We start from the raw sequence: 25,556 nt of genomic DNA on the forward strand, positions 1-25,556 counted from the left end.
ATTCACAGTTCCCAAATTATCAGTAGGAGCCCTCCCCCGATGCTCGCCCGTCCACCGAAGCAACGCCCTCAGATGCAACGCGGGGTCATTTCCGGCCCATGCCGGGCGCCGACACGGGCGGGAAATGACCCCGCGTTGCTTTGACCGGAGGCGGCTAGGCGTCGGTGCGGAACACCTGGACCACGGACGGACGCGGAGCGCGCACCTGGCCGGGCTTCGGCGTCGCCCCGGCCGCGACGTAGTCCGGGAAGTACGAGTGCTGGTCGGCGAACGTGCCTTCCTCGCCCGGGTGCTGGACGGCAACGAAGACGGTGCGCTCGTCGTCGTGGATGACCGGGCCGCAGGTTTCGGCGTCGCGCGGGACGGCGAGGAACTGCTCCACCTTCCCGCGTTCGGCACCGTCCAGGGTCACCTTGAAGAGCCCGTCGGCGTAGCCGATGCTGGAGGGCGCACCGTCGGTGGAGATCCAGAGGTTACCCACGGAATCGAAGGCCACGTTGTCCGGGCAGGAGATCGGTGAGACCTGGCTCGCGGGGAACCCGGCGAAGTAGGTGGCGGAGTTCTTGGCCGGATCGCCGCAGACCATCAGCAGGTTCCAGCCAAACGTTGTGGAGCTCTGGTCCCCGGTCTCGGTGATTTCGACGATGTGGCCGTCGCGGTTGAGGGTGCGGGGGTTGACCTCGGTGGCCCCTTCCTTGCCGGGTTTGCCGCGGTCCGCGTTGTTGGTGCAGACCACGTAGACCTTGCCGGTGTGCAGGCTCGGCTGGACGTCCTCGCAGCGGTCCATCTTGGTGGGGCCTACCTTGTCGGCGGCGAGGCGCGTGTACACGAGCACTTCTTCCACGGACATCCCGGGCACCTTGGACTGTCCGCCCACCACGAGGGGCAGCCAAACACCGGCCCCGTCGAAGGCCCCGTCGGCCGGAAGCTTGCCCGCCCCGTCGAACCCGTCGGCCGGGGAATTGCCGGTGAACTTCGCGACGTACAGGTCGCCTTCCGAGAGCAGCGTGAGGTTGTTCTTGCGGTCCTCCGCCGTCTTTCCGGGCCGGTACGTGCCGGCCGAGACGAACTTGTACAGGTAGTCGAAGCGCTCGTCGTCGCCCATGTAGGCCACCACGTGGCCGGACTTGGCGACGATCACGTTGGCGCCCTCGTGCTTGAAGCGGCCCATCGCGGAGTGCTTGCGGGGCGTGGAGGTGGGGTCGAACGGGTCCACTTCCACGATCCAGCCGAAGCGGTTGGCCTCGTTCTGGTATCCGGGGTTGCGGGTGTCGAAGCGCGGGTCATCCAGTTCCCACTGGCGGGCGGTGGGCTTGCTGGTCAGGCCGTAGCGCTTGTCGGCGTCGGAGGTTCCGGGCGCGGCGAAGTAGCCGTTGAAGTTTTCCTCGCCGGAGAGGATGGTGCCCCACGGGGTGGTGCCGCCGGAGCAGTTGCCCAGGGTGCCCTGGATGGCCCGGCCGGAGGGATCGGCGGTGGTCTTCAGAAGGGCGGATCCGGCGGCCGGACCGTCGAGCTCGTAGGTGGTGTCGGTCAGGAAGCGGCGGTTCAGCCCGGCGCCCCGGACGTAGCTCCAGGGCTTGTTCTTGTTCGTGCGTTCCAGCTCCACCACCGTCAGGCCGTGGGCTGCGCGGCCGATCGCGCGGGCCTCGGCGGCGTCGAATCCAGCCGGCAGCATGATGTTCTCGTTGGTGTATTCGTGGTTGGTGAAGAGCACGGCCCGGCGGTCCTTGGATCCTTCGATCGGCAGGATGTCGGTGTAGTCGTTGTTGTAGCCGAACTGGCGGGCCTGCGCCGCGGCGCTCTGGTGCCCGATGTCGAAGGCCGGCGAGTCCTTGAACAGCGGGTCGCCCCAGCGGATGACCGGCTGCCAGGTGAACCCGGCGGGGACGGTCAGCTTGTCCACGCTGGCGTCGACGGGTGCGATGGCGGTGAACTGCAGCTTGGATTTCCCAAACCCGTCCTTGGCCGCGGCGGCGAGTCCCGGGCCGCCGTCGGCGACGGCGGTTCCGGCGGATGTCACCGCGTTGCCGAAGGCGACGGCGAGCGCGCCGGCGGCGCCGAAGCCCAGCACGGCGCGGCGGGACATCGTGGCGGAGGCGATGTCACGGAAGTAGCTGTTGGTGCTGGTGTTGCAGACCTCGCCCGAGCAGGCGTTGTCGCACTTCAGCGCGCAGGTGACGGGGCTTCGCTTGCCTTTGGTGTGGCCAAGCATGGGGAGCAGGGAAAACGTGCGTCCGGAGGAGACAGACATGGAGAGACCTTCCATGGGGTGAGTTGCGGTCGCGCCCACCCTTCCAGCCGCTGGCTACCGAGAGGCGTCTCCCAGATGAAGTCCCGGTGAATGCTCGCCGTGCCGCCGAACCCATCGGTTGCTCCGTAAGCGCCGTTTTCGAGGTCCTAAAGGGCCGTTACGGAGCAGTCGATGCGGCCAGCACCGCGTGCACACGCCGCAGCCGGTCCAGCCACCAGTCCCGGCGTTCCGGCGGGGCGGCGTGTTCGGCCAGCAGCTCGGGCGCCGGGCGGACGTCCCGCAGGGCGATCGCGCCGTCGTCGGGAACCAGCGGATCGTGAGTGACATCGGCAGCGAGCAGGGACACCGTGCCCAGGCCGCAGGCATACGGCAACTCGGGCAGGGCGGCAGCCAGGGCCAGTCCGGCCCGGATCCCCACCGATGTGTCCAGCGCCGAACTCACGACGGCGGGCAGCCCGGCCTGCGCCACGATCCGCAGGGCGCGCCGCACTCCCCCGAGCGGGGCCACCTTGACCACGATCAGGTCCGCGGCGCCGGCCCGCGCCACTTTGAGGGGGTCGTCCTCCTTGCGCACGCTCTCATCCGCGGCGATCAGCACGGGTACGCCGGCGGCCCGGAGCTGCCGCCTGACGTCGGCGAGGCCCGCGATCTCCGGCACGGGCTGTTCGGCATATTCGAGCCCGACGGCGGCGAGCCGCGTCAGTGCCGAGACGGCCTCCGGCACGTCCCAGCCGCCGTTCGCGTCCACACGGATCGCGGCGTCCGGCAGCGCCGCCCGGACGGCCGCCACCCGGGCGGCGTCGTCGTCCAGGCTCTGGCCGCGCTCCGCGACCTTGACTTTGACCGCGTCCACCCGCCCGAAGCGGGCCAGGACCTCCGGCACCTTGTGCGCCGGCACGGCAGGGACCGTGGCGTTGACCGGGATGCTGTCCCGCAACGGCGCCGGGAACCCGGCCCAGCCGGCCTCGATCGCGGCTGTAAGCCAGCGGGAGGCCTCGGCGTCGCCATATTCGGGAAAGGGACAGAATTCGCCCCAGCCCAGCGGCCCGCGGAGCAGCAGGGCCTCCCGCTGCAGGATGCCCCGGAATTTCACGCGCATCGGCAGGCTTACAACATGGGCGCCGGCCAGGAGTTCGTCGAGGCCGGGCAGGGGCGCGGCGGGACGTGCCGGGGGGTCCATGGGGAGGGCAGGCATGGAGCCACTGTACTGGGAATGCACTGCGAGGAATGAACAGCGCGGGGATTGAGTTCCGGGAGCCGGGCGTGGATCCTTGATTGGGCCGGCGTCGACTGGGGGTGAGTCCCTGGTCCAGGAAACTCGTCTCCGCCGGCCCCGCTCAAGGAGCGTCGTGCCGGGGACAAGCCGCGCCGGCACACACGACTCTACAAATCCCGGTCCGACGGCGCACGAGTAGTGGGTACTCGTTTTTTGGCAGGTACGACCGCCCCAGCCACGCGCCGGGCCCTTCAGCTGGCGCGCAGGGTTCTGTGGGACTCTTAATGGCATGACTTTTCGGCAGGAACGCACTTCCTGGGACCCGTCTGCCCGAGTCCAGAAAACCCAGGTCCAGATGATACCGGTCCATGAAACACAGGCCGCGGAAACACAAGTCCTCCCGGCCCGTCCGCCCGAAACTCCGGGGCGCAGCGCTCGGACCCGCGCCACACCGGATCCGCAGGCTCAGCGGTCCCCCGGCAAGGCCACCGCCGCCTTGTTCGTGCTGGCCACGGTTGCCTGCGTCGCGGCGCTGGCCGCCACCTACGTCTTCTTTGTCCGTACCACCACGGGCCAGTTCATTGACGAATCGGCCCTCGTGGAAGCCGTGGCGCTCAGCGGTACCGCGGGCAAGGCCGCCACCAAGCTGTTGGACTGGCTGCCGGCGCTCTCTGTGGTGATCGCGTCGGTGGTGGTCGTGTTCGTCACCATCCTGCGGCGCCGCTGGTCTGAGGCGGTGATTGCGATTGCGGCGTGCGTGGGCGCCAACCTGGCCACCCAGATCCTGAAGGACTGGCTTCCGGTCCGGCCGTACCGCGGCGTCGAGACGCTGGAGCTGAATTCGTTGCCTTCGGGCCACACCACCATGGCGGCCTCGGCCGCCGCTGCCGTGTTCCTCATGGTCTCGCCGCGCTGGCGGCCGCTGGCCGGCTATCTGGGCGGCAGCTTCGCCGTCGCCACGGGCGTGTCCACGCTGATCAACCAGTGGCACCGGCCCGCCGATGTGGTGGCGGCCTTCCTGGTGGTCGGGGCCTTTATGGTCCCGGCCGGCTGGCTGATCATTCGCCGGGGCCCGGGCTGGAATGTCTGGAACGGCTACAACGAGCACTGGGCCTCAGCCAGGGTGTGGGTGGCGCTTCCCGTCCTCACCGGTCTTGCCGCGGCCGGGGTGGCGGCCGTCGCGTTGCTGAGCATCGGGCCGGGTGGGCAGGAGGTCAGCACCATCAGCTACTTCTGGGCCGGCACGGCGCTGATCGTCATTGCCGGCTACCTCGCCACGGTGGCCGGTGTGTGGTTGTTCGGCCTGGCCGCCCGGCAGCCGGACCCACGACGGCCGGACAGGCCCCCGCGCCAGGAACGCTAGCGTGGCGCACGTAGGCCCGGGCAGCACAGCGTGCCCGGGCCTACGGGATCCTGCGACAGCTAACTGAGACGTGCGCAGATGTCCACGGCTTTGCCCCCGCTGGAGTCCACGGAGAGCACGTTCACAGTGCTCGGCGAGTCAATGGTGAGCTTCAACTGTCCGGTGTACTGGAAGGCCCCGGCCCCGGGCGCATCTGTCGGAAAGAAGATAAACCCAAAATGGCCTGCGGCGCTGAACGTCCAGGTTTTTCCGTCCGGGTTTTGGGTGAATCTCGCCACGGTTCCGGCCGTGTTGACCCTGTACGTCTTCCCGTTGCTCATGTTGGTATAGGTGAGGATGACTCCCTTGCCAACCTGAAAGAAGTTGCCGTTCTTGAAGTCAATCCGCGTAATCTTTCCGCCGGTACCGGAGACGCCAAGATCAAAGCCGCACGCCAGATCGGCCGAAACAACAAAATCCGGCGGGTTGGGCGGACGGGTGACAGTTGCACCCGCGGGCGAAGCAGCAAGTAGCAGGGCTGCTGTTGCAGCCAGGGGCGCGAACCAGCGGGACGGTTTTCCGAACATGAGCATCTCCTCATTTTTTTGCGTCGAAACGCATCACCCATCCGGGCGGAGACCATGCGCTGCAAATAATCACGGGCGGACCCTGACAACGGCACTCGTGCCGCCCCACGTAGGGCCGGCATGGAATGCACCGGCGCACTGGCCCGACCCTACTAAGCCCGCTTAGCATGCACCCGAGTAGTCGCTACCTGCTTGTCGTTCTGGGCCCGGCAGCGCTCAGTAGTTCCGGCGGTGCTTGAGTCGGGGAATGGTCACAGCGAACACGGCCGCGGCGGCCAAGCCGATCACGCCGGTCGCGGCCACGCCGGCCCCCAGGGACGCGACGGCGGTGACGGCGGAGAGCAGCACGGGCCCGCCGGTCGCTCCGGCGTCGGCCATGAAGCGCCAGATGCCCAGGAACTGGCCCCGGCCGTTGTCCGGCGAAAAATCGGCCCCGAGCGTCATGTTCAGGCCCGAGCTGATCCCGTTGCCGAAGCCGATCAGGAGCGCCGCCAGCATGAGCGAGACGAAGCCCGTGCTTAGCGGAATCAGCACCATGGCCGTCCCCATGATCAGCGTGGACGGCACGGCCACCCATTGCCGGCCCTTGCGGTCCATCAGCTTTCCGGCCGGATAGAACACCAGCATGTCGATCGCCCCGGAGATCCCGTAAATCAGGGAGGCCTGGGTGGGGTCCAGGCCCAGGTGATCGGCCCACAGCGGGATGACCACCTGGCGCGAGGCGCGCAGCCCGCTCAGCAGCAGGACCCCGATCCCCACGCTCAGGAAGACGCCGGCGTGGGACACCGCGATCCCGCGCAAGGTGGGCTGCTGCGCCGGAACGCCGCCGGCCGGCAGCGGCTTCGCCTCGAGGTCGGGGATGGTGACGGACACGGCTGCCGCGGCGGCCATCGCGACGACGCCGGCCCAGTAGGCCCCGCTGATGCCGGCAAACTGCATCACGGCGGCGCCAACGAACGGGCCGATGAAGATCCCGATCCGGTTGACGCCGCCGAGGGTGGACAAGGCCCGGGCCCGGAGCATGACCGGCACGGCCTCGGTCAGGTATTTCTGCCGGGCCAGGCTGAATACGCTGGCGGCCATGCCGACCACCACCATCGCCGCCGCCAGCACCCAAAGGCCGCCGGAAAACAGCGGAGCGACGGCCGCCGCGGCGAGGGCTAACGCGCTGGCGGCCGCGGCCCCCACGATCGCCCAGCGTTCCCCGAATTTCAGGGTGATCAGCGACGCCGGAAGGTTGAAGAACCACGATCCGAGGCCGATCAGCGTAACAATCAGCGCGGCACCGGGCACGGAGGCGCCAAGATCGCGGGCGGACAGGGCGACCACGGGGAGGATCGCGCCCTCGCCCAGGCTGAACATGAGGGCCGGCCCGAACGCGGGAACGGCGATGCTGCGGAGGCTGAAGGGCTCGAGGCGTGTGGTGGTCATCCCCTTCATCCTAGGCATCCACCGCGGCCGTCCCTGCCCTACGCGTCGAAGTGGGTGCGGACTTCCTCGCTGGTGAGGTGCCGGAGCACGTCCGCGGCGACTTCCCGGAGCTTTTGGTTCCGGTTGCTTGAGACCTTGGTGAGGATGGCCATGGCCTGGTCCTGGGAGCAGCGGTTCTGGGCCATAATCACACCGCAGGCGAGATCGATGGAAGTGCGGTGTTCCATGGCCGACTGGAGATCTTCGGCCCGGGACTGGAAGGTTCCGAGCCGCACGGCCAGCCGGAGGGCGCGGCCGGCGAGGTCGGCGAATCCGGCCGCCTCCGCAATGATGTCGTCCGTGAACAGCCCGGTGTCCGCCCCGAAGAAGTTCAGGGCCGCGGCGGCGTCGTCGCCGATTTCCAGCGGAACGCCCAGGGTGCTGCGGCACCCGTTGGCGGCAAGTTGCCGCTGGTAGTCGGGCCAGCGGGGATCGGCGTCGACATCCGCCAGCAGGACCACGGACCTGGTCCGCAGCGCCTCGATGCAGGGGCCGTCACCGAGGGTCTGTTCGATGCGGTCCAGGGTGACTGCCCGCGGACTGCTGCCCGCGACCGTCATGGTCCGCTTGCGGCGCTGCAAGGTCACGCCGCACTCAATCTCGGCGCCGGTCGTACGGCTCAGGGTGGCGGCCGAGAACTCCGCAAGGCGGCCCAGGAAGTCCTCGACGTTGTCGGTTCCCAGAAGCAGGTCCTGGAGGTGGCGGGCGGCGTCGACCCCGAGTGAGTTGTTGGCCATGCTCAAATGTACCGCGGAGGCCGGCACGGGTCGCGCTTAGACGTATCCGTCAACGATTGCCGCGGCGATCTCCCGGTATGCGCGCCGCGTTTCGGGGCGAAGCACATCAAGGGTGACAAGGTCGCCGTCGGCCACCCCGCGGTCGTGCGGAACCGCGATCAGCTGGCGGCAGATGCCGGACAGGTGTTCCTCGATGGCGTCCTTGTCCACCCGGGTGGACACCTCGTCCTTGTCGGTGATGACCACGACGGCGTTGCGGGCGAGGTCTTCGTAGCCGTGGCTGGCCAGCCAGTGAAGCGTGCTGCGGGCCCGCTTGGCTCCGCTGACGGCATAGCCGGCCGCGATGATCAGGTTGTCCGCCGACTGCAGGATGCCGCTCATGGCATTGTGCGTCACGCCCGTGCCGCAGTCGATCAGCGCCACTGAGTAGTAGGCGGAGATGAGCTTGCGGATCCGCAGGTATTCCTCGGCCGTCAGCGAATCTGAAACCTCGGGGTCCTGTTCGCCGGCAATGAGGTGGAGCCTGCCGGCGTGGTGCATGTAGCGGGCCAGGGCCGTGAGGGAATCGACTGACTCGATGTTCTTGAGCAGGTCCGTGATGGTGCGCGGGCTCTGCTGCTGGTAGATCCCTTCGCCGAGGGCGCGCTCGACGAGGTCGCCGGAATCGGGGTTGGCGTCGATGGCGCACGGAGGATCGCCCCGGAACTCGGCCAGGGTCAGTCCGACGCCGACCGTAGTGGAGGTCTTCCCGATGCCGCCTTTGAGGCTCAGGACGGCCGTGTTGTAGCTGCCCTGGAGCTGGCGGGAGATGCGCCGGGCCAGCTCGTCTTCCTCACGCTGCCTGGCACTCGGGCCCAGGTTCAGCCCGCCGCCGGTCAGGTTGTAGAGGGCGCCGCGGAACCCGCCGACGGGCCGGGGCTTCTGCTCGCGGACAAAAAGACCCGGGGAGCTGATGAAGTCGGGCAGCGGGGCGTCGGCCAGGGCCGCGGCCCTGCTGGCCGAACGGGTGGAACGGGTGGGCTGGGCGGGCACGGCAGGAGCGGCCTCGGGGGCAGGCGGCTTCAGCACGGGATCCTTGGACGGTTTGGCAGGCTGCGGGCGCGCCGGCGCATCGGCGGCAGCGGCGGCCTCCGCCCAGGAACTGCTGGGGGCTGAGGGGCGCTGTTCGGCCTGGTTGCTCGAAATGATGGGCATGGTTCCTGTCCAGGCGTCAGAGTCGTCGCCGCGGCGGCGGTCTCTCCGGCGCGGAAGTTGGGCCTGCTCTTCAGCTGCTTCAGCTTCAGCGAGGGCGTTGGCGGTCTTGTTTTCGACCGGTTCTGGCATGTTCGTTCCCCCCAAGGATCACAGCGCAGACCGCTGCAGTGCTCGATTGACATCGTTCAAGGAACAAGTCTAGGGGCAGTAATGAGCACGCTTACCATCACCGCCATTTATCTGGACTTAGCGGTGGGCCCGTGTGTCCTGCAGGCGCTTGATGAACCAGCGAGACTGTTCGGGGCCGTACGGCAGGATCGGGATGGCCTTGGTCGCATCGTCCGGGGTTTCCCGGGTGGCCTGGATCGCCTGCCGGACCGCGGTGCTCATGGTGTTGGCCATGGTCTTGACGAACTGGTCCGAGCACGGTTCGCCGTGGCCGGGAATCAGGAATTCGTAGCGGTGCCGCAGCGCGGAGAGGTGCCGGAGGGCGTCGGCCCAGTCTTCCGGGAATGAGTCCTCGAAGGATGGGTGGGAACCCTGTTCAACGAGGTCGCCGGCGAAGAGGGTGCTTGCCGTGCCGACCAGGAGGTCGCCGTCGGTGTGGCCGCGGCCCAGATAGAACAAGGTGGCGGTCTGTCCGCCAAGATCCACGAGGACCGGCTGGTCCTTCACGATGGCGTTCGGAACCACCAGCTCAGCGTCGGAGCCCTGACCGGCCGCCATTTCGGGTTCCGCGGAGGCCACAAGGCGGCGCTGCTCGTCGCCGTTCTCCTCGATTTCCGCGGCACAGTTCTCGTGCGCCCAGAATTCCGTGACGCCGTCGCTGGCGAAGACGGCGTTGCCGAAGAAGTGGTCGTAGTGGGCGTGCGTGTTGACGACGACGAGCGGCAGCCCGGTCTTTTCCCGCACGGCAGCCAGGATCTCGCGGCCCTGCCGGGGGCCGCCGCCGGTGTCGATCACCATGGCGCGCTCGGTGCCGACCACCAGACCTGTGTTGAGCAGGGAACCTTGGGTTGTCAGTACGTAGTTGTCCGGACCGACTTCGAGCCATCGTGACATTGAATCTCCGTATTTCCGACGCTTTTCCGGCATTGTTGGTCCGGCGTTGTTGGTGCTGTACAGGCCTCGATTCTACCCGCGCTGGCTGGCAATTCCCGTCAGGGCGTGCCCGTCCCGTCCCTGCGGCGGGTATGCCCGGACCCCTCGTCGTGGCCTGCGCGGCGGTGTAGCCTGTGGGCTACTTCCCTCGATTGAGCCAGGTGCTCCACCGAACGAATGGGGGTGGCTCCCGTTGAAATCCGGCACGTCCCTGGAGCGGATGGTGTTCTTCAGCGATGCCGTCTTCGCGATCGCCCTGACGCTCCTGGCCCTGGACCTGAAACTGCCCGAGGGCATTCCCGCGGAGCAGGTGGACGACGCCTTGGTTGCTGCCCTGCCGCAGCTGCTGGCGTACGCCTTGTCCTTTGTCATCATCGCCAAGACGTGGATGTCCCACCACTCCGACTTTGCCCTCATCCGCCGTTTCAATGCGAACCTGGCCTGGCTGAACCTGGCCCTCTTGTTCTTCATCGCCATGCTGCCCGGTCCGACGGCGGTCCTCAGTGACTACGGGGACGATCCCACCCCGTGGCCGAGCGTCCTGTACGCCGCCAACATTGCCGCGGTCTATTTGATGCTGGCGGCCATCTGGGGCTATGCGAAGCACGCGGGGCTCATGGACCGCGAGATGGCCGCCCACGTCCACCGCCGCATCTTTTATGCGCGGATTGCCGTGGCGCTGGTCTTCCTGCTCTCCATCCCGGCGGCGTTCGTCCTCAACGCCTACACGCCGTTCGTGTGGCTGCTGCTCCTGCCGGCATCGTGGCTGGCACGGTGGTTTTCGGCCCGGCCGGAAAGCACGGGGACCGCACCAGACTGACTGTGCGGTCCCCGTCCCCTCACCCGGGGTGCAGATCCCGGTTACGCCTTACATGTCCGCGAGCGCCGACCCCGGGTTCTCGATCGCGTCCGCGACGTAGCGCAGGAAGCCGCCGGCCGCGCCGCCGTCGCACACCCGGTGGTCGAACGTGAGCGTCAGCTCGGTGACCTTGCGGACCGCGAGCTCGCCGTTGACCACCCAGGGCTTGTCGATGATCCGCCCGACGCCGAGGATCCCCACCTCGGGGTGGTTGATGATCGCGGCGGAACCGTCAACCCCGAACACGCCGTAGTTGTTCAGCGTGAACGTGCCGCTGCCCAGTTCCGCCGGGGTCGCTTTGCCTTCGCGCACGACGGCGGTGAGGCGGCGGATCTCGGCGTCCAGTTCGCGGGCGCTGAGCTTGTCCGCGTTCCGCACCGACGGCACCATCAGTCCGCGGTCGGTCTGCGCCGCGAACCCGAGGTTGACGCCATCGAAGGCCACAATCTCCTGCATCGCGCCGCCCGCGGCATCCTCGGTGGTCACGATCCGGGTGTTCAGCTCAGGGAATTTCTTGAGCCCGGCAGTAACAAACCGGGCGATGAAGGCCAGCAGCCCGGGGGTGCTGTGCGGGTCCGCCTTCTTCAGCGCGGCACGCATCTCCACCAGCGCAGTGGCGTCCACGTCCACCCACACGGTGGCTTCCGGGATCTCGGAGCGGCTGCGCGTCATGTTCGCCGCGACCGCCTTGCGCACGCCCCGGACCGCTGTGCGTCCGGAAATGCCCAGCCCGGTGCGCGCGTCGGTGTCTCCGGATGCCGCGGCAGGCGCAGCAAGAGCAGCAGGCTCCGCAATCGGGCGCTCAACCACCGGCGACGGCTTGATGACGGCCTCGACATCGCGCCGCATGATGAGCCCGCTGGCCCCTGACCCTTGGAGTTCCCCCAAATCAACCCCATGATCGCGCGCCATCCGGCGAACCAGCGGAGAAATAACGGCCCCCAGTTTCCCGGGAACCCGGGTGCGCATCAGCACCAGGTCATCGGCAGCCTTCTCGGCAGCAGAGACCCCGCTGGCAGCCTCAGCCATCGCGGCCCGCTTAGGAGCCCGAGTCCGCCGGGCAACCCCATGCCCGCCCGGAGTCCCATACCCGATCAAGACATTGCCAGACCCGGCCTTCTCCTCCTCGCGGTAAGCCTCAGCCGCAACAGCAGCAGGTGAGCCAGCAGCGAAACCGGCCGGCGCGGATGATGCCGCCCCGGGAGTGGCATCGGGCCTTCCGGAGCCGGACGGCATGCTGCTTGCAGCAATGCCGTCCGGCGAAGGGGCGGGGGCGGCATCATCCGCGCCGGCCCCACCGGGGGCGGCATTGCCTGTGGCGGCGCCACCAGCCCCACCGGAAACGGAAGAAGCAGCGGCTCCAACCGGCATCACAGAGATCAGCGGCTTGCCGACGTCGAGCGTCTGGCCGGGCTCGCCGTGCAGCACGGCCACGGTGCCGGCGTACGGCGAGGGCACCTCCACCATGGACTTGGCCGTCTCGACCTCGGCGATCGGCTGGTCCACGCGGATCTCGTCGCCCACGGACACGAGCCAGTTCACGAGTTCGGCTTCGGTGAGGCCTTCGCCCAGGTCCGGCAGGAGGAATACTTTCGGTTCGCTCATGGTCAGTCTTCCCACTGGAGGTCGTCAACGGCGTCGAGGATGCGGTCCACGCCGGGCAGGTAGTAGTGCTCGAGCTTCGGCGCCGGGTAGGGCACGTCGAAGCCGGTGACGCGGCGGATCGGTGCGGCCAGGTGGTGGAAGCAGCGTTCCTGGACCCGGGCGACGATTTCCGAGGCCACGGACGCGAAGCCGTGGGCCTCGGCGATGACCACGGCGCGGCCGGTCTTGCGGACCGAGGCGCAGACGGTCTCGTCGTCGAACGGCACGATCGAGCGGACGTCGATCACTTCCAGCGAGCGGCCTTCCTCGGCGGCGGCGGCCGCGGCGGCGAGCGCCGTCGGGACAGACGGGCCGTAGGCGATCAGTGTGGCGTCGGTGCCGGGGCGTGCGACGGCGGCCCGGCCCTCGGAGGACGTGCCTTGCTCGGTGTTCGCGGCGTGCTCGGCGCGCAGCGCATCCAGGTCCACCTGGTCTTTGGACCAATACAGCTTCTTGGGCTCCATGAACATGACAGGGTCGTCGGAGTCGATGGCTTCCCGGAGCATCCGGTAGCCGTCGGCCACGGTGGCCGGGGTGAAGACCTTCAGGCCGGCGGTGTGCGCGTAGTAGGCCTCGGACGAGTCGCAGTGGTGCTCCACTCCCCCGATGCCGCCGGCGTACGGAACCCGGATGACCATGGGCAGCTTCACGGCGCCCTTGGTGCGGTTGTGCATCTTGGCGACGTGGCTCACGATCTGTTCGAAGGCCGGGTAGGCGAACGCGTCGAACTGCATCTCGATGACCGGGCGCATGCCGTTCATTGCCATGCCGACGGCCATGCCGACGATGCCGGATTCGGCCAGCGGGGTGTCGAAGCAGCGGCTCGTGCCGAAGGTCTTGGTGAGCCCGTCCGTGATGCGGAAGACGCCGCCGAGCATGCCGACGTCCTCGCCGAAGACCAGGACAGAGGGGTCCGCGTGCATGGCGTCCGCCATCGCGGTGTTCAGGGCCTTGGCCAGGGTGATGGTCTGCGGGCCGGCCTGCTCGGCCGCAACTGCGGCCTTGGCGGCGGCGCGCGCGGTCGCGGCGCTGACGTTGCCGTTCGCTTCGGAGGATGTGGTGATGGTGGGGCTCATTTCCCGGACCCCTTCGAAGCAGATGCGGTTGCGGTGGATGCGGCGTCGCGGGCCAGTTCGTCGGCGAGCATGGCGGACTGTTCCTTCAACTGTGGTGTGGGGGTGGAGAAGACGTACTTGAAGAGATCCTGCGGTTCCACCGGGACCTCTTCGCTGAGGCCCTCGCGCAGCTGCGTGGCCACAGCCTCTGCCTTTTCGGCGATCCTGGCGGCGCGGTCGTCATCCAGCAGGCCGCGGTCCGTCAGGTAGGTCTGCATCCGGCTCAGCGGATCCTTCGCCACCCATTCGGCGACTTCGCTGTCCTGCCGGTAGCGGGTGGCGTCATCGGCGTTGGTGTGCGCCTGCATCCGGTAGGTGTGCGCTTCCACCAGCAGCGGGCCGGAACCTTCCCGGGCGAGCTTGACGGCCCGGCCGAGGACGGCCAGAAGGGCCACGATGTCATTGCCGTCCACGCGTTCGCCGGCCATGCCGTAGCCCACGGCCTTGTGGGCGAGCGAGGGCGCGACGGACTGGTGCGCCAGCGGCACGGAGATCGCGTACTGGTTGTTCTGGACGAAGAAGACCACGGGCAGGTGGAAGACGGCGGCGAAGTTCAGGGCTTCGTGGAAATCGCCTTCGCTCGTGGCGCCGTCGCCGCACATGGCCAGGACCACGGTGTCCTCGCCGCGCAGTTTGGCGGCGTGGGCAACGCCGACGCCGTGCAGCAGCTGGGTGGTCAGCGGGGTGCACTGGATCCCGACCTTGTTCTTGGCGGGGTCGTAGCCGCCGTGCCAGTCGCCGCGGAAGAGCGTCATCGTCTGGACCGGATCCACGCCGCGGGCCATGACGGCCACGGAGTCGCGGTAGGTGGGGAACAGCCAGTCACCCTCGGCAAGGCACAGTGCGGCGGCAACCTGGCAGGCCTCCTGGCCGTGACTCGAGGGGTAGACGGCCATGCGGCCCTGCCGGACCAGCGCGGAGTTCTGGTCATTGACGCGACGGCCGACGACGAGCTGCTCGTAGGCGGCCATCAGTTCGGCTTCGCTGGGCAGGCTGTACTCGTGCCCCGGCTGGGTGCCCTGCTCCGTGTGGGGATTCAGGGTTCCGTCCGGGCCCACCATCTGGATCTGGTGGCGGGCGGGCAGCATGTAGTCCTCAACGGTGATGCCGAACTTGCTCACGGCCTCACCGGCTGGATCTTGTTGCGCGGCCTGCTGCGCAGCTGGCTGCGCAGCGTGGTCTGCGGAGATCGTCATTGGTCCGTCCTTCTGTAGCCACTAATCTTTCCCAGTATGCCGCCAGCCGATGTTTCGTATCCACCTCTCCCGGGAATCATGGAGATGTCCACGAATTTGCCCTAGTCTGGAAGACAAATCGTAAGTGTGAGCTGGATTACCGGCGGGGGTTGTAGACGAATGGCAGAGCTCGAATCAGAGCAGGTGGCGGTGCCGCTGGACGATGTGGACCGGAACATCATTGCGGAGCTGACCCGGGACGGCCGGATGTCGGTGACACAGGTGGCCGAGAACGTCCATATTTCCCGCGCCCACGCCTACACCAGGATCGCCCGGCTCACCGGCGAGGGCGTCCTGACCAAGTTCACGGCCCTGGTGGATCCCATCAAAGCCGGCCTGAAGTCTTCTGCCTACGTCACGCTGAAGGTGCGCCAGCATTCCTGGCGCGAGCTGCGCGAACTCCTGCGCGCCATCCCCGAGGTCCACCACATCGCGCTGGTGGGCGGGGACTTCGATGTGATCCTGCTGGTGCGCGCCGTGGACAACATCGACCTGCGCCGGGTGATCTTCGACCAGCTGCAGTCCATGCCCGGGGTGCTGGACACCCAGACGTTCCTGGTGTTCGAGGACCTGGACACCCGCTAGCTGACGAACGCCTTCATCCAGGCCCGGAGCTCTTCGCCGAACTCCACCCGGTCGGCAGCGATGGAGATGACAGCCTTGAGGTAGCTCAGTTTGTCTCCGGTGTCATACCGGCGGCCCCGGAAGACCACCCCGTAGACGCCTCCGCCCTCGCAGTCGGACACGGCCAGGGTCTGCAGCGCGTCGGTGAGCTGGATCTCGCCGCCGCGGCCGGGCGGGGTGTCCTCCAGGACATCGAAAATCTCCGGGTGCAGGATGTACCGGCCGATCACGGCCAGGTTGGACGGGGCCTCGGCTGCGGCGGGCTTCTCCACGAGCCGGTTGACCCGCACATGGTCCTGGCCCGGCACCGCCGAAACGTCGGCGCAGCCGTAGGCACTGATTTCCGCCGGATCCACCTCGATCAGGGCCACGACGGAGCCGCCCGTCCGGGCCTGGACCTCCATCATGGCGGTCAGCAGCTCGTCCCGCTCGTCGATCAGGTCATCGCCCAGCAGGACGGCGAACGGTTCGTACCCGACGTGCTGGCGGGCGCAGAGGACCGCATGGCCGAGGCCTTTGGGATCGCCCTGGCGCACGTAGTGCAGCGGGCCCAGGCGGGAAGCGTGGCGGACGGCCTCCAGCCTGTCGAAATCACCCTTGAGTTCGAGGGCGTGCTCCAGCGAGGGCTCGCGGTCAAAGTGGTCCTCCAGCGCCCGCTTCTGGCGCCCGGTCACCATGAGCAGATCCGTCAGCCCGGCCCGGACGGCTTCTTCCACCACGTACTGGATGGCCGGCTGGTCGACCACGGGCAGCATTTCCTTGGGCATCGCCTTGGTGGCCGGCAGGAACCGCGTTCCCAGTCCCGCCGCAGGTATGACAGCCTTGTTTACAGATTTCCCCAGAGTCATAACCGAACATTACAAGCGGGTTCCGGAAATGAAAATGCTTCGAAGCAAAGACGAGTACCCCGAAAGCACGTTTCCGGGACGCCCGTCCGGGGCGGCCCTCAGCCCTTGAAAACCGGGCTGCGCTTCTCCTGGAAGGCGCGGAAACCCTCGGCGTAGTCCTCGCTCTTGCACAGCCGTGCCTGTTCTGCGTTTTCCTCTTCCATGGCCTCCCACAGCCCGAGCCGCTGGTCCCGGATGTGCGCGACGAGCTCCTTGCTGGCCCGGAACGCACCCGTGGCGCCGGTGGCAACGTTGGCCACGATGGCGCGGGTATTCTCCAGCAGTTCCGCCGCGGGCATGGCCCGGCTGAACAGGCCCTGCGCCACGGCGTCGGCGCCGCTCATGAGCTCGGCAGTGTAGATCAGGTCCAGGGTCCGGTGCATGCCCAGGCGCTCGGTGAAATACCAGTGCCCGCCCGAATCGAGGGTGGCACCGAGCTTGGCGAACGGTGAGCCGACCTTGGCGTTCTCTGCCACGTAGACCACGTCTGTGGCCAGCAGCAGCCCCAGCCCCACGCCGAGGCAGGCGCCCTGGGCAGCGGCGAACGTGGGCGCGGGAAAGGCGCTCATTTTCTTCAGCAACGGCTGGACGAGCCCGCCCAGGTAGGCCTGCGCGTCGTCGCTCTCCGGGGTCACGCCAGCGATGTCACGGCCGGCGCAGAAGGCCCGGCCCTCGCCGCGGAGCAGCAGAGCCCGGACTTCACCGCGCGCGGCGGCGTCAGCGGCGTCGTCATACGCCCGGGACAAATCCGCGAGCGCCTGCTCGTCGAGGGAGTTCAGCTTGTGCGGGGCGTCGAGGACGACCTCGGCGACGCCGTCGGCGATGGAAAGGGAAATCATGGGGCTCCTTGGATTCGAAAAAACCTGGATTCGGAAAACCTCGAAAAACCTTAGACGTCGAAGTCGACCGTGACTTCCGGGGTGGTGGGGTGGGACTGGCAGGTCAGGACGTAGCCCTTGTCGAGTTCATCCTGTTCCAGGGCGTAGTTCTCGTCCATGATGACGTTGCCGCTGACCACCTTGGCCCGGCAGGTGCCGCAGACGCCGCCGGCACAGGCGAACGGCACATCGGGGCGGACCCGGAGGGCCGCGTTGAGGATGGACTCACGGGCATGGGTGGGGCTCGCCACTTCGCCCTGCAGCCCGTCCAGCTTGAACGTGATCTTGTAGGTTTCCTTCGATTCGTCAGTGACCACGGGCCGGCCAATGTTGCCCTCGGGGCGCTCCGGCTTGCCCGAGGTGAACAGTTCGAAGCGGACGTGCTCCGGGGCGACGCCGCGCGCGGCGAGCGTGTCCCGGCAGAGCTGGACGAGTTCGAAGGGGCCGCAAAGGAACCATTCGTCAACGTCGTCGGCGTGGATCGCGGTGCCCAGCAGGGCCTGCAGCTTCTCGGCGTCGATCCTGCCGCTGAGCAGCGGAGCGATCCGCTGTTCACGCGAAAGGACGTGGTGCAATGCCAGCCGGGCCGGGTATCTGTCCTTCAGGTCCGCGAGTTCTTCCAGGAACATCACGTCCATGGCGGCCTTGTTGGCGTAGATGAGGTCGAAGCGGGTCTCCGGGTGGGCCGCCAGCAGGGTGCGGGCGATGGCGATCACCGGGGTGATGCCTGAGCCGGCGGCGATCGCCACGAAGGAGCCGGGCTCACCCGCCAGTTCCGTTGCCATGTCCTGCGGATGGTTCATCGAGTTCATGACGTTCTGTTCCACGGATTTGCCGTCGCGGCCGTGCTTGGAGACAAAGGCACCCATGGGGCTCATGACGTCCAGGACGTCGCCGGCCTTGAGTTCGGCATTGGCCCACGTGGAGAACCGGCCCCCGAGGTCTTTCTTGATGGCGACGCGGATTTCGCTGCTGCCGTCCGCGAAACTGCGCGGTTCGGCGCAGATCGAGTAGCTGCGGCGGATCTCGTGCGGCTGGCCGTCGGCGTCGGGCAGCGTGGTGCGCAGCGCGACGTACTGGCCCGGCAGGTAGTCGAACTGCCCGGCGAGCTCGGCCGGGACCCCGAACGTCACCTCGATGGCGTCGTCGGTGAGCCGGCGGACCTCGTCCACCGTCAGCGTGTGGAAGGACGCACGACGGCGGCCGGTGGCTGCGGCCGACTCCGCGGCGGTCTGGCGGACAACCTTCATGGAGGCACCTGTTCCTTACAAGACTTTGAAGTAGTCGAACGGTTCCTTGCAGTCCTGGCACACGTAGAGGGCCTTGCAGGATGTGGAACCGAAGCGGGTGAGTTCTTTGGTGTTCAGGGATGAGCACTGGGGGCACTTGACGGCGAGCGCGAGCCGGACCGGGCCGGCGTGCCGGACTGCTTTTCCGTCAACAGCTGTGTGGCCGGACGGCGGGGCTATCCCGTACTGTTCCAGCTTGGCCTTGCCCTCCGCACTCATCCAGTCAGTGGTCCAGGCCGGCGAGAGGACCAGTTCGATCCGGACGCTCGGATACCCCGCGCGGTGGAAAGCCGCGGTGAGGTCATCCCGGATGGCGTCCATGGCGGGGCAGCCGGAGTACGTCGGGGTGATGGTGACCTGGACGGCGGGAACCATCCCGCCGTCGTCAGTGCTTGGTTCCGTCGAGACCTGGACATCGCGAAGGATGCCGAGGTCCGCGATGGTGAGGACCGGGATTTCGGGGTCGCACACTGTGGCAGCCACCGCCCAGGCCTTTTCACGGGCGGTGTTGCCCTTGGCGGCGTTGCGGCGCTCGGCGGTTTCCGGATCGGAGACAAACATTTCCATGGTGTCTACCAGCTGGCTCCGGGGTGCTCGCGGGCGAGCACCTGCATCTCGGCGAGGATGTAGCCGAGGTGTTCGGAGTGCAGGCCGCGGCGGCCCCCGCCCGGTGTTGGCTGGACGTTGGGGACCTCGAGCTCCGCTTCGGCCAGGACCTCGCCGGTGAGCCGGTCGAAGTCCTCGCGCAGGCTCGACGGCTGGGGCGCGGCGCCGGCTTCGCTGAGGCGTCCGGTGAGTTCGTCGTCGTGGAACAGCTCATCAACGAAGGGCCAGACGACTTTGAACGCGTGGATCATCCGCTGGCGCGATTCGTCCGTGCCGAGGGCCAGGCGCAGCACCCACTGGGCGCTGTGGTCCCGGTGGTAGTCCACTTCCTTGACCGCCTTGGCGGCGATGCCGGCCAGGGTGGAGTCGGTGGAGGACATCAGCCGGCGGTAGAGCTCGAACTGGTAGTAGCTGACCACGAACTGCCGGGCGATGGTGACGGCGAAGTCCCCGTTCGGCTGCTCGAAGAGCGCCGCGGAGCGGAACTCATGCTCGCTGCGGAAGTAGGCGAGGTCGTCTTCGCTGCGCCCGTCCAGCCCGCCGGCGTAGCTGAGGAAGGACCGGGCATGGCCCAGTTCGTCCAGGGCGATGTTGCCGAGGGCGACGTCCTCTTCGAGCTCCGGGGCGCGGGAGATCCAGTGGCCCAGCCGCTGGGCCAGGATCAGGGCGTCGTCACCCAGGCGCAGCGCGAACTCGGCCGCGTCCTCGCTCGGCTTCGCGGAGCCGCGGCTGACGGCGAGGGCAATGTCCTCCGGACGGAGGGCGTTGCCGGGGGTGATGCGGGTGGCGCTGGCCGTGGCCTCGCCGCTACCGCTGGCTCCGGTGACGCCGACGTTGATGTCGCCGTGGCCGGCCGTTTCTTCTGCGGGCAGGGCAGTTTCGGGAGTGGTGCTCACAGGTGCTTCACGCCCTCACTCTTGGTGTAGTACGTCGCGTGGCGGTAGTCCTTGCCCTGGGGGGATTCGAAGAAGGAGCCCTTGGAATCGGGGTCGCTGGAGGCGATGGCGTCGGCCGGAACCACCCAGATAGACACCCCTTCGTTGCGGCGGGTGTAGAGGTCCCGGGCGTTGCGCAGGGCCATGGCCGCGTCGGGCGCGTGCAGCGATCCTGCATGGACGTGGGACAGGCCGCGGCTGGAGCGGACAAATACTTCCCAGATGGGCCAGACGTTTCCTGCTTGGGGCTCGGTGGGGGCCACGGCGACAGGGATCCCCGGCCGAGCTTGCGAGGTTGGGGTGTCGTTGGGGATCATGCTGCGGATACCTTTTCTGCTTGCTTCTTTGCCTGCTTTTCCGCGTAGGCGGCGGCGGCTTCGCGCACCCAGGCGCCGTTCTGGTGTGCCTCGCGGCGCCGTTCCAGGCGCTGGGCGTTGCAGGGGCCGCGGCCGGCCAGGACTTCATGGAATTCAGCCCAGTCCAGCGGCCCGTGCTCCCACTTCTTGGTTTCCTCGTTGAACCGGATGTCCTTGTCCGGAAGCGTCAGGCCGAGGACCTTGACCTGCTCCATCATCATGCCGACAAACCGGTTGCGGAGCTCGTCATTGCTGAATCGCTTGATGTTCCAGGCCATGGACTGCTTGGAGTTGGGCGAATCGTCGTCTGGCGGGCCGAACATCATCAGGGCGGGGGCGTACCAGCGGTTCACCGCTTCCTGCGCCATCTGCTTCTGCTCCGGGGTGCCGTTGGAGAGTTCCAGCAGGATCTCAAAGCCCTGGCGCTGGTGGAAGGACTCTTCCTTGCAGACCCGCACCATGGCCCGGCCGTAGGGGCCGAAGGAGGCGCGGCAGAGCGGCACCTGGTTGGCGATCGCGGCGCCGTCGACCATCCAGCCGATGGCACCCATGTCGGCCCAGGTGCGGGCGGGGTAGTTGAAGATGGAGGAGTACTTGGCCTTGCCGTCCATCAGGTCCTGCATCATCTGATCGCGCGGCTGGCCGAGGGTTTCGGCAGCGGAATACAGATAGAGTCCGTGGCCGGCCTCGTCCTGGACCTTGGCCATGAGGATGGCCTTACGCTTCAGGCTCGGGGCGCGGGAGATCCAGTTGGCTTCGGGCTGCATGCCAATGATCTCCGAGTGCGCGTGCTGCGAGATCTGGCGCAGGAGCGTTTTGCGGTAGGCCGGGGGCATCCAGTCACGCGGCTCGATCCGGGAATCTTCCGCCATGACCTTGTCGAAGTATGCCTGGCCCTCGGCGTCGCGCCGGGCCGCGTCCTCGGGGCTCGGTTCATGCCGTGCCGGCGATGGCTCGGCGGGCACTGACTGCAGGGTCTGCGATGCCATGGTTGCTCCTAATGATTTCCGATAAATAATTACCGACCGTTCGTTCAGGATATGCGGAAGGCCGGAGATGCGTCAAGGACAGGAATCCGTGCAACGCTGGTTGTATGGATCTGGAGGTGTCGGCCGCGCTCACCATTCCCGCGTCGGAACTCCGCTGGCGGTTCTCGCGGTCATCCGGGCCCGGCGGCCAGCACGTCAACACCTCGGACAGCCGCGTCGAACTTTCGTGGAACGTCGCGGCCTCGACGGCGCTTTCGGATGGCCAGCGGCTGATGCTGGCCACGCGCCTTGAACGGCGCCTCATCGCCGGCGTTATCACCGTGACCGCCGCCGAGCAGCGCTCTCAGCTGCGCAACCGCGAGATCGCCCTGGCCAAGCTCGCCGGCCTCGTGGCAGAGGGTCTTGCCCCCGAGGCTGCCCGCCGGCGGGCGACCAAACCCACCCGCGGCTCGAACCGTCGGCGCCTCGCCGCCAAGGAACAGCGGGCGGCAACGAAACAGCAACGACGGCGGCCGTCCGCCGAATAGCGCCGTCCAGGCATCCTTTCAGCGGGCAAACTCACGCCGGTGCCCGGGGGAGGATAAGCTCGAACATCACGTCGCCGCTAAGCATCACGAACCGGAAAAAGGAAGCCTTGGAGTCGTCCACACCCATTCGGATCCTGACCATCTGCACAGGAAACATCTGCCGTTCCCCCGTCGCAGAGCGCCTGCTCCAGGCAGGACTTGACCGGATGAAACCCGGCGCCTTCCAGGTGGAGAGTGCCGGCACGCGGGCCATGGTGGGCGAGCCCGTCCAGCCCAGCTCAGCGGACATCATCCGGGCCTATGGCGGAACACCGGAAGGCTTTGCCGCCCGGCAGTTGACGCCGAAGATCCTGCGCGACACCGATCTGGTCCTGACCATGGCCGCACATCACCGCGGCGAAGCGCTGCAGCTGGATGCCTCCGCGCTCCGGCGCACGTTTACCGTCCGTGAGTTCGCGCGCATGCTGAGCGTCCTGGAACAGCGGGGCAGCACGCAGCGGGATGGCACGGCGGATCCGGCCGTGGACCTGGGAAGCTTTTGGCGCGAGTTGCCCGCCCGGGCCGCTGCGGTCCGGCACTTGACGCTTGCCCAGGACGCTTCAGAGGACGACGTCGTGGATCCCTACGGACGCGGCGAGGGAATGTACCGGCAGATGGAGTACGAGCTTGCACCCGCGCTCTTCACCATCCTGCGTTTCGCGCGCACCGCGACTGAGAGGCACAACGGCTGAGCGGCACAACGGCTGACTGGCAACGGCTGAGCGGCCGTAGAGCCGGGCACTCCCGGAGGAGTGTCGTTCGACGGGCCGGAGCTATGCCGCCAACATCCTGGCCCGGGGTACCGCCGTCGTTTCCACCGGCGCCACGATGCTGAGCTGGCATTCGGACTGAAGCGGATCAATGGCCGCGGGCAGGTGATGGGAGGCTGAGCACTCCCGCAGCTGCTCAAGGGCCGCCGGCTCCACCACGGCGTGGCTGACATCCAGCACCAGGTGGAGTCCTTCCCTCAGGTGGTTCGCCCGCTTGACCACCACGTACAGGGCCTGGAGGCTTCTTGCCGTCACATGTCCCTGCGCTGCTACTTCTGCCTGACCGCAATCGAGGTCAAGCCTGACAAGAACCCGGAGTTTGTGGTTCAAACGATTCCCCTGTTCGTGCATTTACTGCTTTGGCCGCGACGCTGCGACCGGTTTGGCCGCGACGCTGCGACCGCCCCCAGCCTAGGCAGGGAGTGTGACGCAGGCAACAGTGCGCTTCATATCCGGGAAACCCCGCGTTATCTAGCGCCTTCTTGGGCCAGAAGTATTGTTGCCGTCCCCGGTGTACTGTAAAGAAGGCCGCCACCGCGCCCACTTTCTGGCGCCTGCCCCCGGCGCAGCCAGCCTGAGTACGGCCAGCCTGAGTACGGCCAGATAGATTCCGGGCACCGTCCCGACTGACCAAGAGGAACACATGACGCACCCCTTCGACAGCGCAGACCAAGTCCCCGCGGCCGGATCCAGGGAACGGCGGCCCCTGAAGAAACACCGAGGCCGCAAGGTGCTGATCGCCGTCGCCGTGGTGGTGGCGCTCGTCGCGGTGGTGGCTGGCGGCTACCTCTTCAACCTGGCACGGACCTTCGACTCCGGTACGAGCAAGATTGAGCAGGCCTTCCCTGACGAGTCCACGCGGCCGCAGAAGACAAACTCCGCGATGAATATCCTGGTGATGGGCAGCGACAGCCGCGGCGCCGCCGAGGCCGATGCCGCGGGCGGAACGCCCACGAACCAGCGCGCGGACACGCTGATGCTCATGCACATCCCGGCGGACCGCAAGAACATCTACACCATGTCCATCATGCGCGACCTCTGGGTGGACATTCCCGGCCACGGCGAGGCGAAAATCAACTCGGCGCTGGCCCTTGGCGGTACGCCGCTGATGGTGCAGACCATCGAGTCGATCTTCCAGCAGCGCATCGATCACGTGGCGATGATCGACTTTGAAGGTTTCAAGGGACTCACCGACGCGTTGGGCGGGGTAAGCGTGAACATCAAGGTGCCGTTCACCTCGACCGCACTGCCTGGCCAGTCCTTCGCCCCGGGCCAGCACACCTTCGACGGAACCCAAGCCCTGGCCTTCGTGCGCGAACGCCATGCCTACGCCGACGGCGACTACCAGCGGGTACGCAACCAGCAGGAGTTCCTGCGGGCCATCATCAAGAAATCGATCGCCGGCCAGACGCTGAGCAACCCGATCACCATCAACAACATGGTGGGTGCCGTCTCGCCGTTCGTCACGGTCGACAAAACCTTCGATTCGGGAGCCGTGGCAGGGCTGGGGCTCGAACTCAAGGACATCCGGGCGCAGAACACCGTCATGTTCACCCTGCCGACCGGGGGCATCGGAACGTCCACGGACGGCCAGTCGATTGTGCTGGCCGACCCGGACGCCATCCAAAGAATCTCCGCGGCGATGGCCTCTGACACCCTGGGCGAATACGTCGCGGCGAACAAGTTCGAGAACGGCAACTAAGCCCGGCCGGGTGAGGCGCCCAGAGAGGCCCTTGGACCCATAGTCCGCGGCCGGGCGCAGTGGTAGCGTCCGCTTATGGGGAACGCTCCGGAGCCAGCAGCAGCGGCATCCGCGGCGTCCCCGCCCCCTCCCCCGCCCGCCGCTGCAGGCGCCCGCCGCCGGACGATGCTGCTGCTGGGAGTACTTCTCGCGGTCGCCGCCGCGGTGGCCGTCGCGGTCTACATTCTCCCCGGGGCCCGGCCCGGCAGCCCCGGACCGGCCGGAACCACGGCACCGGCCGCCGCCCCGGCGGCCGCGACCGCGACGCCGGCCAGCCCCACGCCGGCGCCCAGCCCCACGCCCACCCCGGAACCACCCGCCGTCGCCCTCAACATCCTGCTGATCGGAAGCGACAGCCGGGTGAATGAACGGGCGGCGGCGGCCGGCGGCACCACCTCCGACCAGCGCGGCGACGCCCTTGTGCTGATCCACCTCCCGGCGGACCGGAAGACCGTCTACGGCATCTCGATCATGCGCGACCTCTGGGTAGACATCCCCGGCCACGGAGCCGCGAAGGTGAATGCCGCACTGGAACTGGGCGGGGTGCCGCTGATGACGCGAACGGTGGAGGTGCTGCTGGGTGCCCGCATCGACCACACGGTGATGCTGGATTTTCAAGGGTTCGCGGCCATGACGGACGCACTCGGCGGCGTCGACGTCACCATCAAACAGCCATTCACCGCCACCGCAGATGACAAGGTGCATTTTCCGGCGGGCGTGAACCACCTTAACGGGCTGCAGGCCCTGGCCTTTGTCCGCGAACGCCATGCCTTCGCCGACGGCGATTACCAGCGGGTCCGGAACCAGCAGACTTTCCTGAAAGCCATGATGGCCAAGATGGCTTCCGAAGGCGGCCTGGCGGACCGCGGCACCGTCCGCAAACTCATCAAAACGGTGCTGCCGCACGTGACCTTGGACGCCAGCTTCACCCTGAAGCCGCTGGAAAACCTCGCCTTCAGCCTGCGGAACACACCGCCGGGGCGTGCCGTGTTCTTCACCCTGCCGACCGCGGGCACCGGGACCAGCCGGGACGGCCAGTCGATTGTCCTGAAAGACCCTGCCGCGACCGCCGCGGTCTCCGCCGCACTGCGCTCGGGAACGCTCGCCGGCTACGTCGCGGCCAACAACCTGCAGAACGGCAATTGAGGCGCCGCTCTTCGGTAG

25 protein-coding genes are annotated in these 25,556 nt (G+C 67.6%); 7 read left to right on the top strand and 18 right to left on the bottom strand.

The window, feature by feature from the left end; translation table 11 throughout:
- Positions 1–154: 154 nt before the first annotated feature.
- On the bottom strand, positions 155–2,251 hold the full coding sequence (locus tag ABH915_RS18225; protein ID WP_370123999.1) for a PhoX family phosphatase: 2,097 nt from the start codon (positions 2,249–2,251) through the stop codon (positions 155–157).
- 157 nt (positions 2,252–2,408) lie between these two features.
- Positions 2,409–3,446 (bottom strand): o-succinylbenzoate synthase, encoded by a 1,038-nt coding sequence (locus ABH915_RS18230; protein WP_370124002.1) that lies wholly within the window; start codon positions 3,444–3,446, stop codon positions 2,409–2,411.
- A 310-nt stretch (positions 3,447–3,756) separates the two neighbouring features.
- Between ABH915_RS18230 and ABH915_RS18235 the strand changes: the two genes are divergently transcribed.
- Positions 3,757–4,830, top strand: a complete 1,074-nt coding sequence (locus ABH915_RS18235; protein ID WP_370124005.1) for a phosphatase PAP2 family protein — start codon at positions 3,757–3,759, stop codon at positions 4,828–4,830.
- 59 nt (positions 4,831–4,889) lie between these two features.
- On the opposite strand, the gene ABH915_RS18240 is transcribed toward ABH915_RS18235, so the two are convergent.
- The 5 genes from ABH915_RS18240 to ABH915_RS18260 form a co-directional block, all read right to left on the bottom strand.
- Positions 4,890–5,396, bottom strand: a complete 507-nt coding sequence (locus ABH915_RS18240) for a hypothetical protein (protein WP_370124008.1) — start codon at positions 5,394–5,396, stop codon at positions 4,890–4,892.
- A 216-nt stretch (positions 5,397–5,612) separates the two neighbouring features.
- Complete coding sequence (locus tag ABH915_RS18245) at positions 5,613–6,827, bottom strand: MFS transporter (RefSeq protein WP_370124011.1); 1,215 nt, start codon at positions 6,825–6,827, stop codon at positions 5,613–5,615.
- A 38-nt stretch (positions 6,828–6,865) separates the two neighbouring features.
- Positions 6,866–7,603 carry a GAF and ANTAR domain-containing protein gene (locus tag ABH915_RS18250; RefSeq protein ID WP_018775133.1) on the bottom strand — a complete coding sequence of 246 codons (738 nt, stop codon included), beginning with the start codon at positions 7,601–7,603 and terminating at the stop codon, positions 6,866–6,868.
- A gap of 36 nt (positions 7,604–7,639) precedes the next feature.
- Complete coding sequence (locus ABH915_RS18255) at positions 7,640–8,926, bottom strand: MinD/ParA family protein (RefSeq protein ID WP_018775132.1); 1,287 nt, start codon at positions 8,924–8,926, stop codon at positions 7,640–7,642.
- A gap of 117 nt (positions 8,927–9,043) precedes the next feature.
- Positions 9,044–9,859: an MBL fold metallo-hydrolase gene (locus ABH915_RS18260; protein ID WP_018775131.1), complete on the bottom strand. Its 816-nt coding sequence runs from the start codon at positions 9,857–9,859 to the stop codon at positions 9,044–9,046.
- 232 nt (positions 9,860–10,091) lie between these two features.
- On the opposite strand from ABH915_RS18260, the gene ABH915_RS18265 reads away from it, so the two are divergent.
- Positions 10,092–10,718 carry a TMEM175 family protein gene (locus ABH915_RS18265; RefSeq protein WP_370124016.1) on the top strand — a complete coding sequence of 209 codons (627 nt, stop codon included), beginning with the start codon at positions 10,092–10,094 and terminating at the stop codon, positions 10,716–10,718.
- Between the two features lie 48 nt (positions 10,719–10,766).
- On the opposite strand, the gene ABH915_RS18270 is transcribed toward ABH915_RS18265, so the two are convergent.
- Genes ABH915_RS18270 through pdhA form a run of 3 tightly spaced genes read right to left on the bottom strand, consistent with a single transcriptional unit; the run spans position 10,767 to position 14,712 of the window.
- Positions 10,767–12,362 carry a dihydrolipoamide acetyltransferase family protein gene (locus ABH915_RS18270; protein ID WP_370124019.1) on the bottom strand — a complete coding sequence of 532 codons (1,596 nt, stop codon included), beginning with the start codon at positions 12,360–12,362 and terminating at the stop codon, positions 10,767–10,769.
- A gap of 2 nt (positions 12,363–12,364) precedes the next feature.
- Positions 12,365–13,477 carry an alpha-ketoacid dehydrogenase subunit beta gene (locus ABH915_RS18275; RefSeq protein WP_370124022.1) on the bottom strand — a complete coding sequence of 371 codons (1,113 nt, stop codon included), beginning with the start codon at positions 13,475–13,477 and terminating at the stop codon, positions 12,365–12,367.
- A complete protein-coding gene (gene pdhA, locus ABH915_RS18280) occupies positions 13,474–14,712 on the bottom strand; it encodes a pyruvate dehydrogenase (acetyl-transferring) E1 component subunit alpha (protein ID WP_370124024.1) in 1,239 nt (412 codons plus the stop codon). Before pdhA ends, ABH915_RS18275 begins: the two co-directional genes overlap by 4 nt.
- 159 nt (positions 14,713–14,871) lie before the next feature.
- Here pdhA and ABH915_RS18285 point away from each other — a divergent pair, with 159 nt between their 5' ends.
- A complete protein-coding gene (locus ABH915_RS18285; protein WP_026537452.1) occupies positions 14,872–15,336 on the top strand; it encodes an Lrp/AsnC family transcriptional regulator in 465 nt (154 codons plus the stop codon).
- Here the strand turns inward: ABH915_RS18285 and galU are convergent.
- The 7 genes from galU to paaA form a co-directional block, all read right to left on the bottom strand.
- Positions 15,333–16,223, bottom strand: a complete 891-nt coding sequence (gene galU / locus ABH915_RS18290; protein ID WP_026537451.1) for a UTP--glucose-1-phosphate uridylyltransferase GalU — start codon at positions 16,221–16,223, stop codon at positions 15,333–15,335. The two genes, ABH915_RS18285 and galU, sit on opposite strands and share 4 nt — an antisense overlap.
- A gap of 98 nt (positions 16,224–16,321) precedes the next feature.
- Entirely contained in the window at positions 16,322–17,101 is a 780-nt protein-coding gene (locus ABH915_RS18295; RefSeq protein WP_026537450.1) for an enoyl-CoA hydratase/isomerase family protein, read from the bottom strand.
- Positions 17,102–17,151: 50 nt separating this feature from the next.
- Positions 17,152–18,390, bottom strand: coding sequence for a 1,2-phenylacetyl-CoA epoxidase subunit PaaE (gene paaE / locus ABH915_RS18300; RefSeq protein ID WP_370124029.1), 1,239 nt, complete (start codon positions 18,388–18,390; stop codon positions 17,152–17,154).
- 15 nt (positions 18,391–18,405) lie between these two features.
- Positions 18,406–18,990 carry a 1,2-phenylacetyl-CoA epoxidase subunit PaaD gene (gene paaD, locus ABH915_RS18305; protein WP_370125038.1) on the bottom strand — a complete coding sequence of 195 codons (585 nt, stop codon included), beginning with the start codon at positions 18,988–18,990 and terminating at the stop codon, positions 18,406–18,408.
- 11 nt (positions 18,991–19,001) lie between these two features.
- A complete protein-coding gene (gene paaC / locus ABH915_RS18310) occupies positions 19,002–19,931 on the bottom strand; it encodes a 1,2-phenylacetyl-CoA epoxidase subunit PaaC (protein ID WP_018775121.1) in 930 nt (309 codons plus the stop codon).
- Complete coding sequence (gene paaB, locus ABH915_RS18315) at positions 19,928–20,287, bottom strand: 1,2-phenylacetyl-CoA epoxidase subunit PaaB (protein WP_370124033.1); 360 nt, start codon at positions 20,285–20,287, stop codon at positions 19,928–19,930. The genes paaC and paaB overlap by 4 nt, the downstream gene beginning before the upstream one ends.
- Entirely contained in the window at positions 20,284–21,315 is a 1,032-nt protein-coding gene (gene paaA / locus ABH915_RS18320) for a 1,2-phenylacetyl-CoA epoxidase subunit PaaA (RefSeq protein ID WP_018775119.1), read from the bottom strand. Before paaA ends, paaB begins: the two co-directional genes overlap by 4 nt.
- A 104-nt stretch (positions 21,316–21,419) precedes the next feature.
- On the opposite strand from paaA, the gene arfB reads away from it, so the two are divergent.
- Together arfB and ABH915_RS18330 are read left to right on the top strand one after the other, a co-directional pair.
- Complete coding sequence (gene arfB, locus ABH915_RS18325; RefSeq protein WP_018775118.1) at positions 21,420–21,842, top strand: alternative ribosome rescue aminoacyl-tRNA hydrolase ArfB; 423 nt, start codon at positions 21,420–21,422, stop codon at positions 21,840–21,842.
- A 107-nt stretch (positions 21,843–21,949) separates the two neighbouring features.
- Positions 21,950–22,573 (top strand): low molecular weight phosphatase family protein, encoded by a 624-nt coding sequence (locus ABH915_RS18330; protein ID WP_370124037.1) that lies wholly within the window; start codon positions 21,950–21,952, stop codon positions 22,571–22,573.
- 81 nt (positions 22,574–22,654) lie between these two features.
- Here the strand turns inward: ABH915_RS18330 and ABH915_RS18335 are convergent, their stop codons facing one another.
- Positions 22,655–22,906 (bottom strand): hypothetical protein, encoded by a 252-nt coding sequence (locus ABH915_RS18335; protein ID WP_018775116.1) that lies wholly within the window; start codon positions 22,904–22,906, stop codon positions 22,655–22,657.
- A 388-nt stretch (positions 22,907–23,294) separates the two neighbouring features.
- Here ABH915_RS18335 and ABH915_RS18340 point away from each other — a divergent pair, with 388 nt between their 5' ends.
- The gene (locus tag ABH915_RS18340; RefSeq protein WP_370124040.1) at positions 23,295–24,353 is read left to right on the top strand and encodes an LCP family protein; all 1,059 of its coding nucleotides are present in this window, start codon (positions 23,295–23,297) and stop codon (positions 24,351–24,353) included.
- Positions 24,354–24,428: 75 nt separating this feature from the next.
- Positions 24,429–25,538, top strand: a complete 1,110-nt coding sequence (locus tag ABH915_RS18345) for an LCP family protein (RefSeq protein ID WP_370124043.1) — start codon at positions 24,429–24,431, stop codon at positions 25,536–25,538.
- The last annotated feature ends 18 nt before the right edge of the window (positions 25,539–25,556 follow it).

The organism is Arthrobacter sp. MW3 TE3886, assembly GCF_041262145.1.
Taxonomy (GTDB): Bacteria; Actinomycetota; Actinomycetes; order Actinomycetales; family Micrococcaceae; genus Arthrobacter.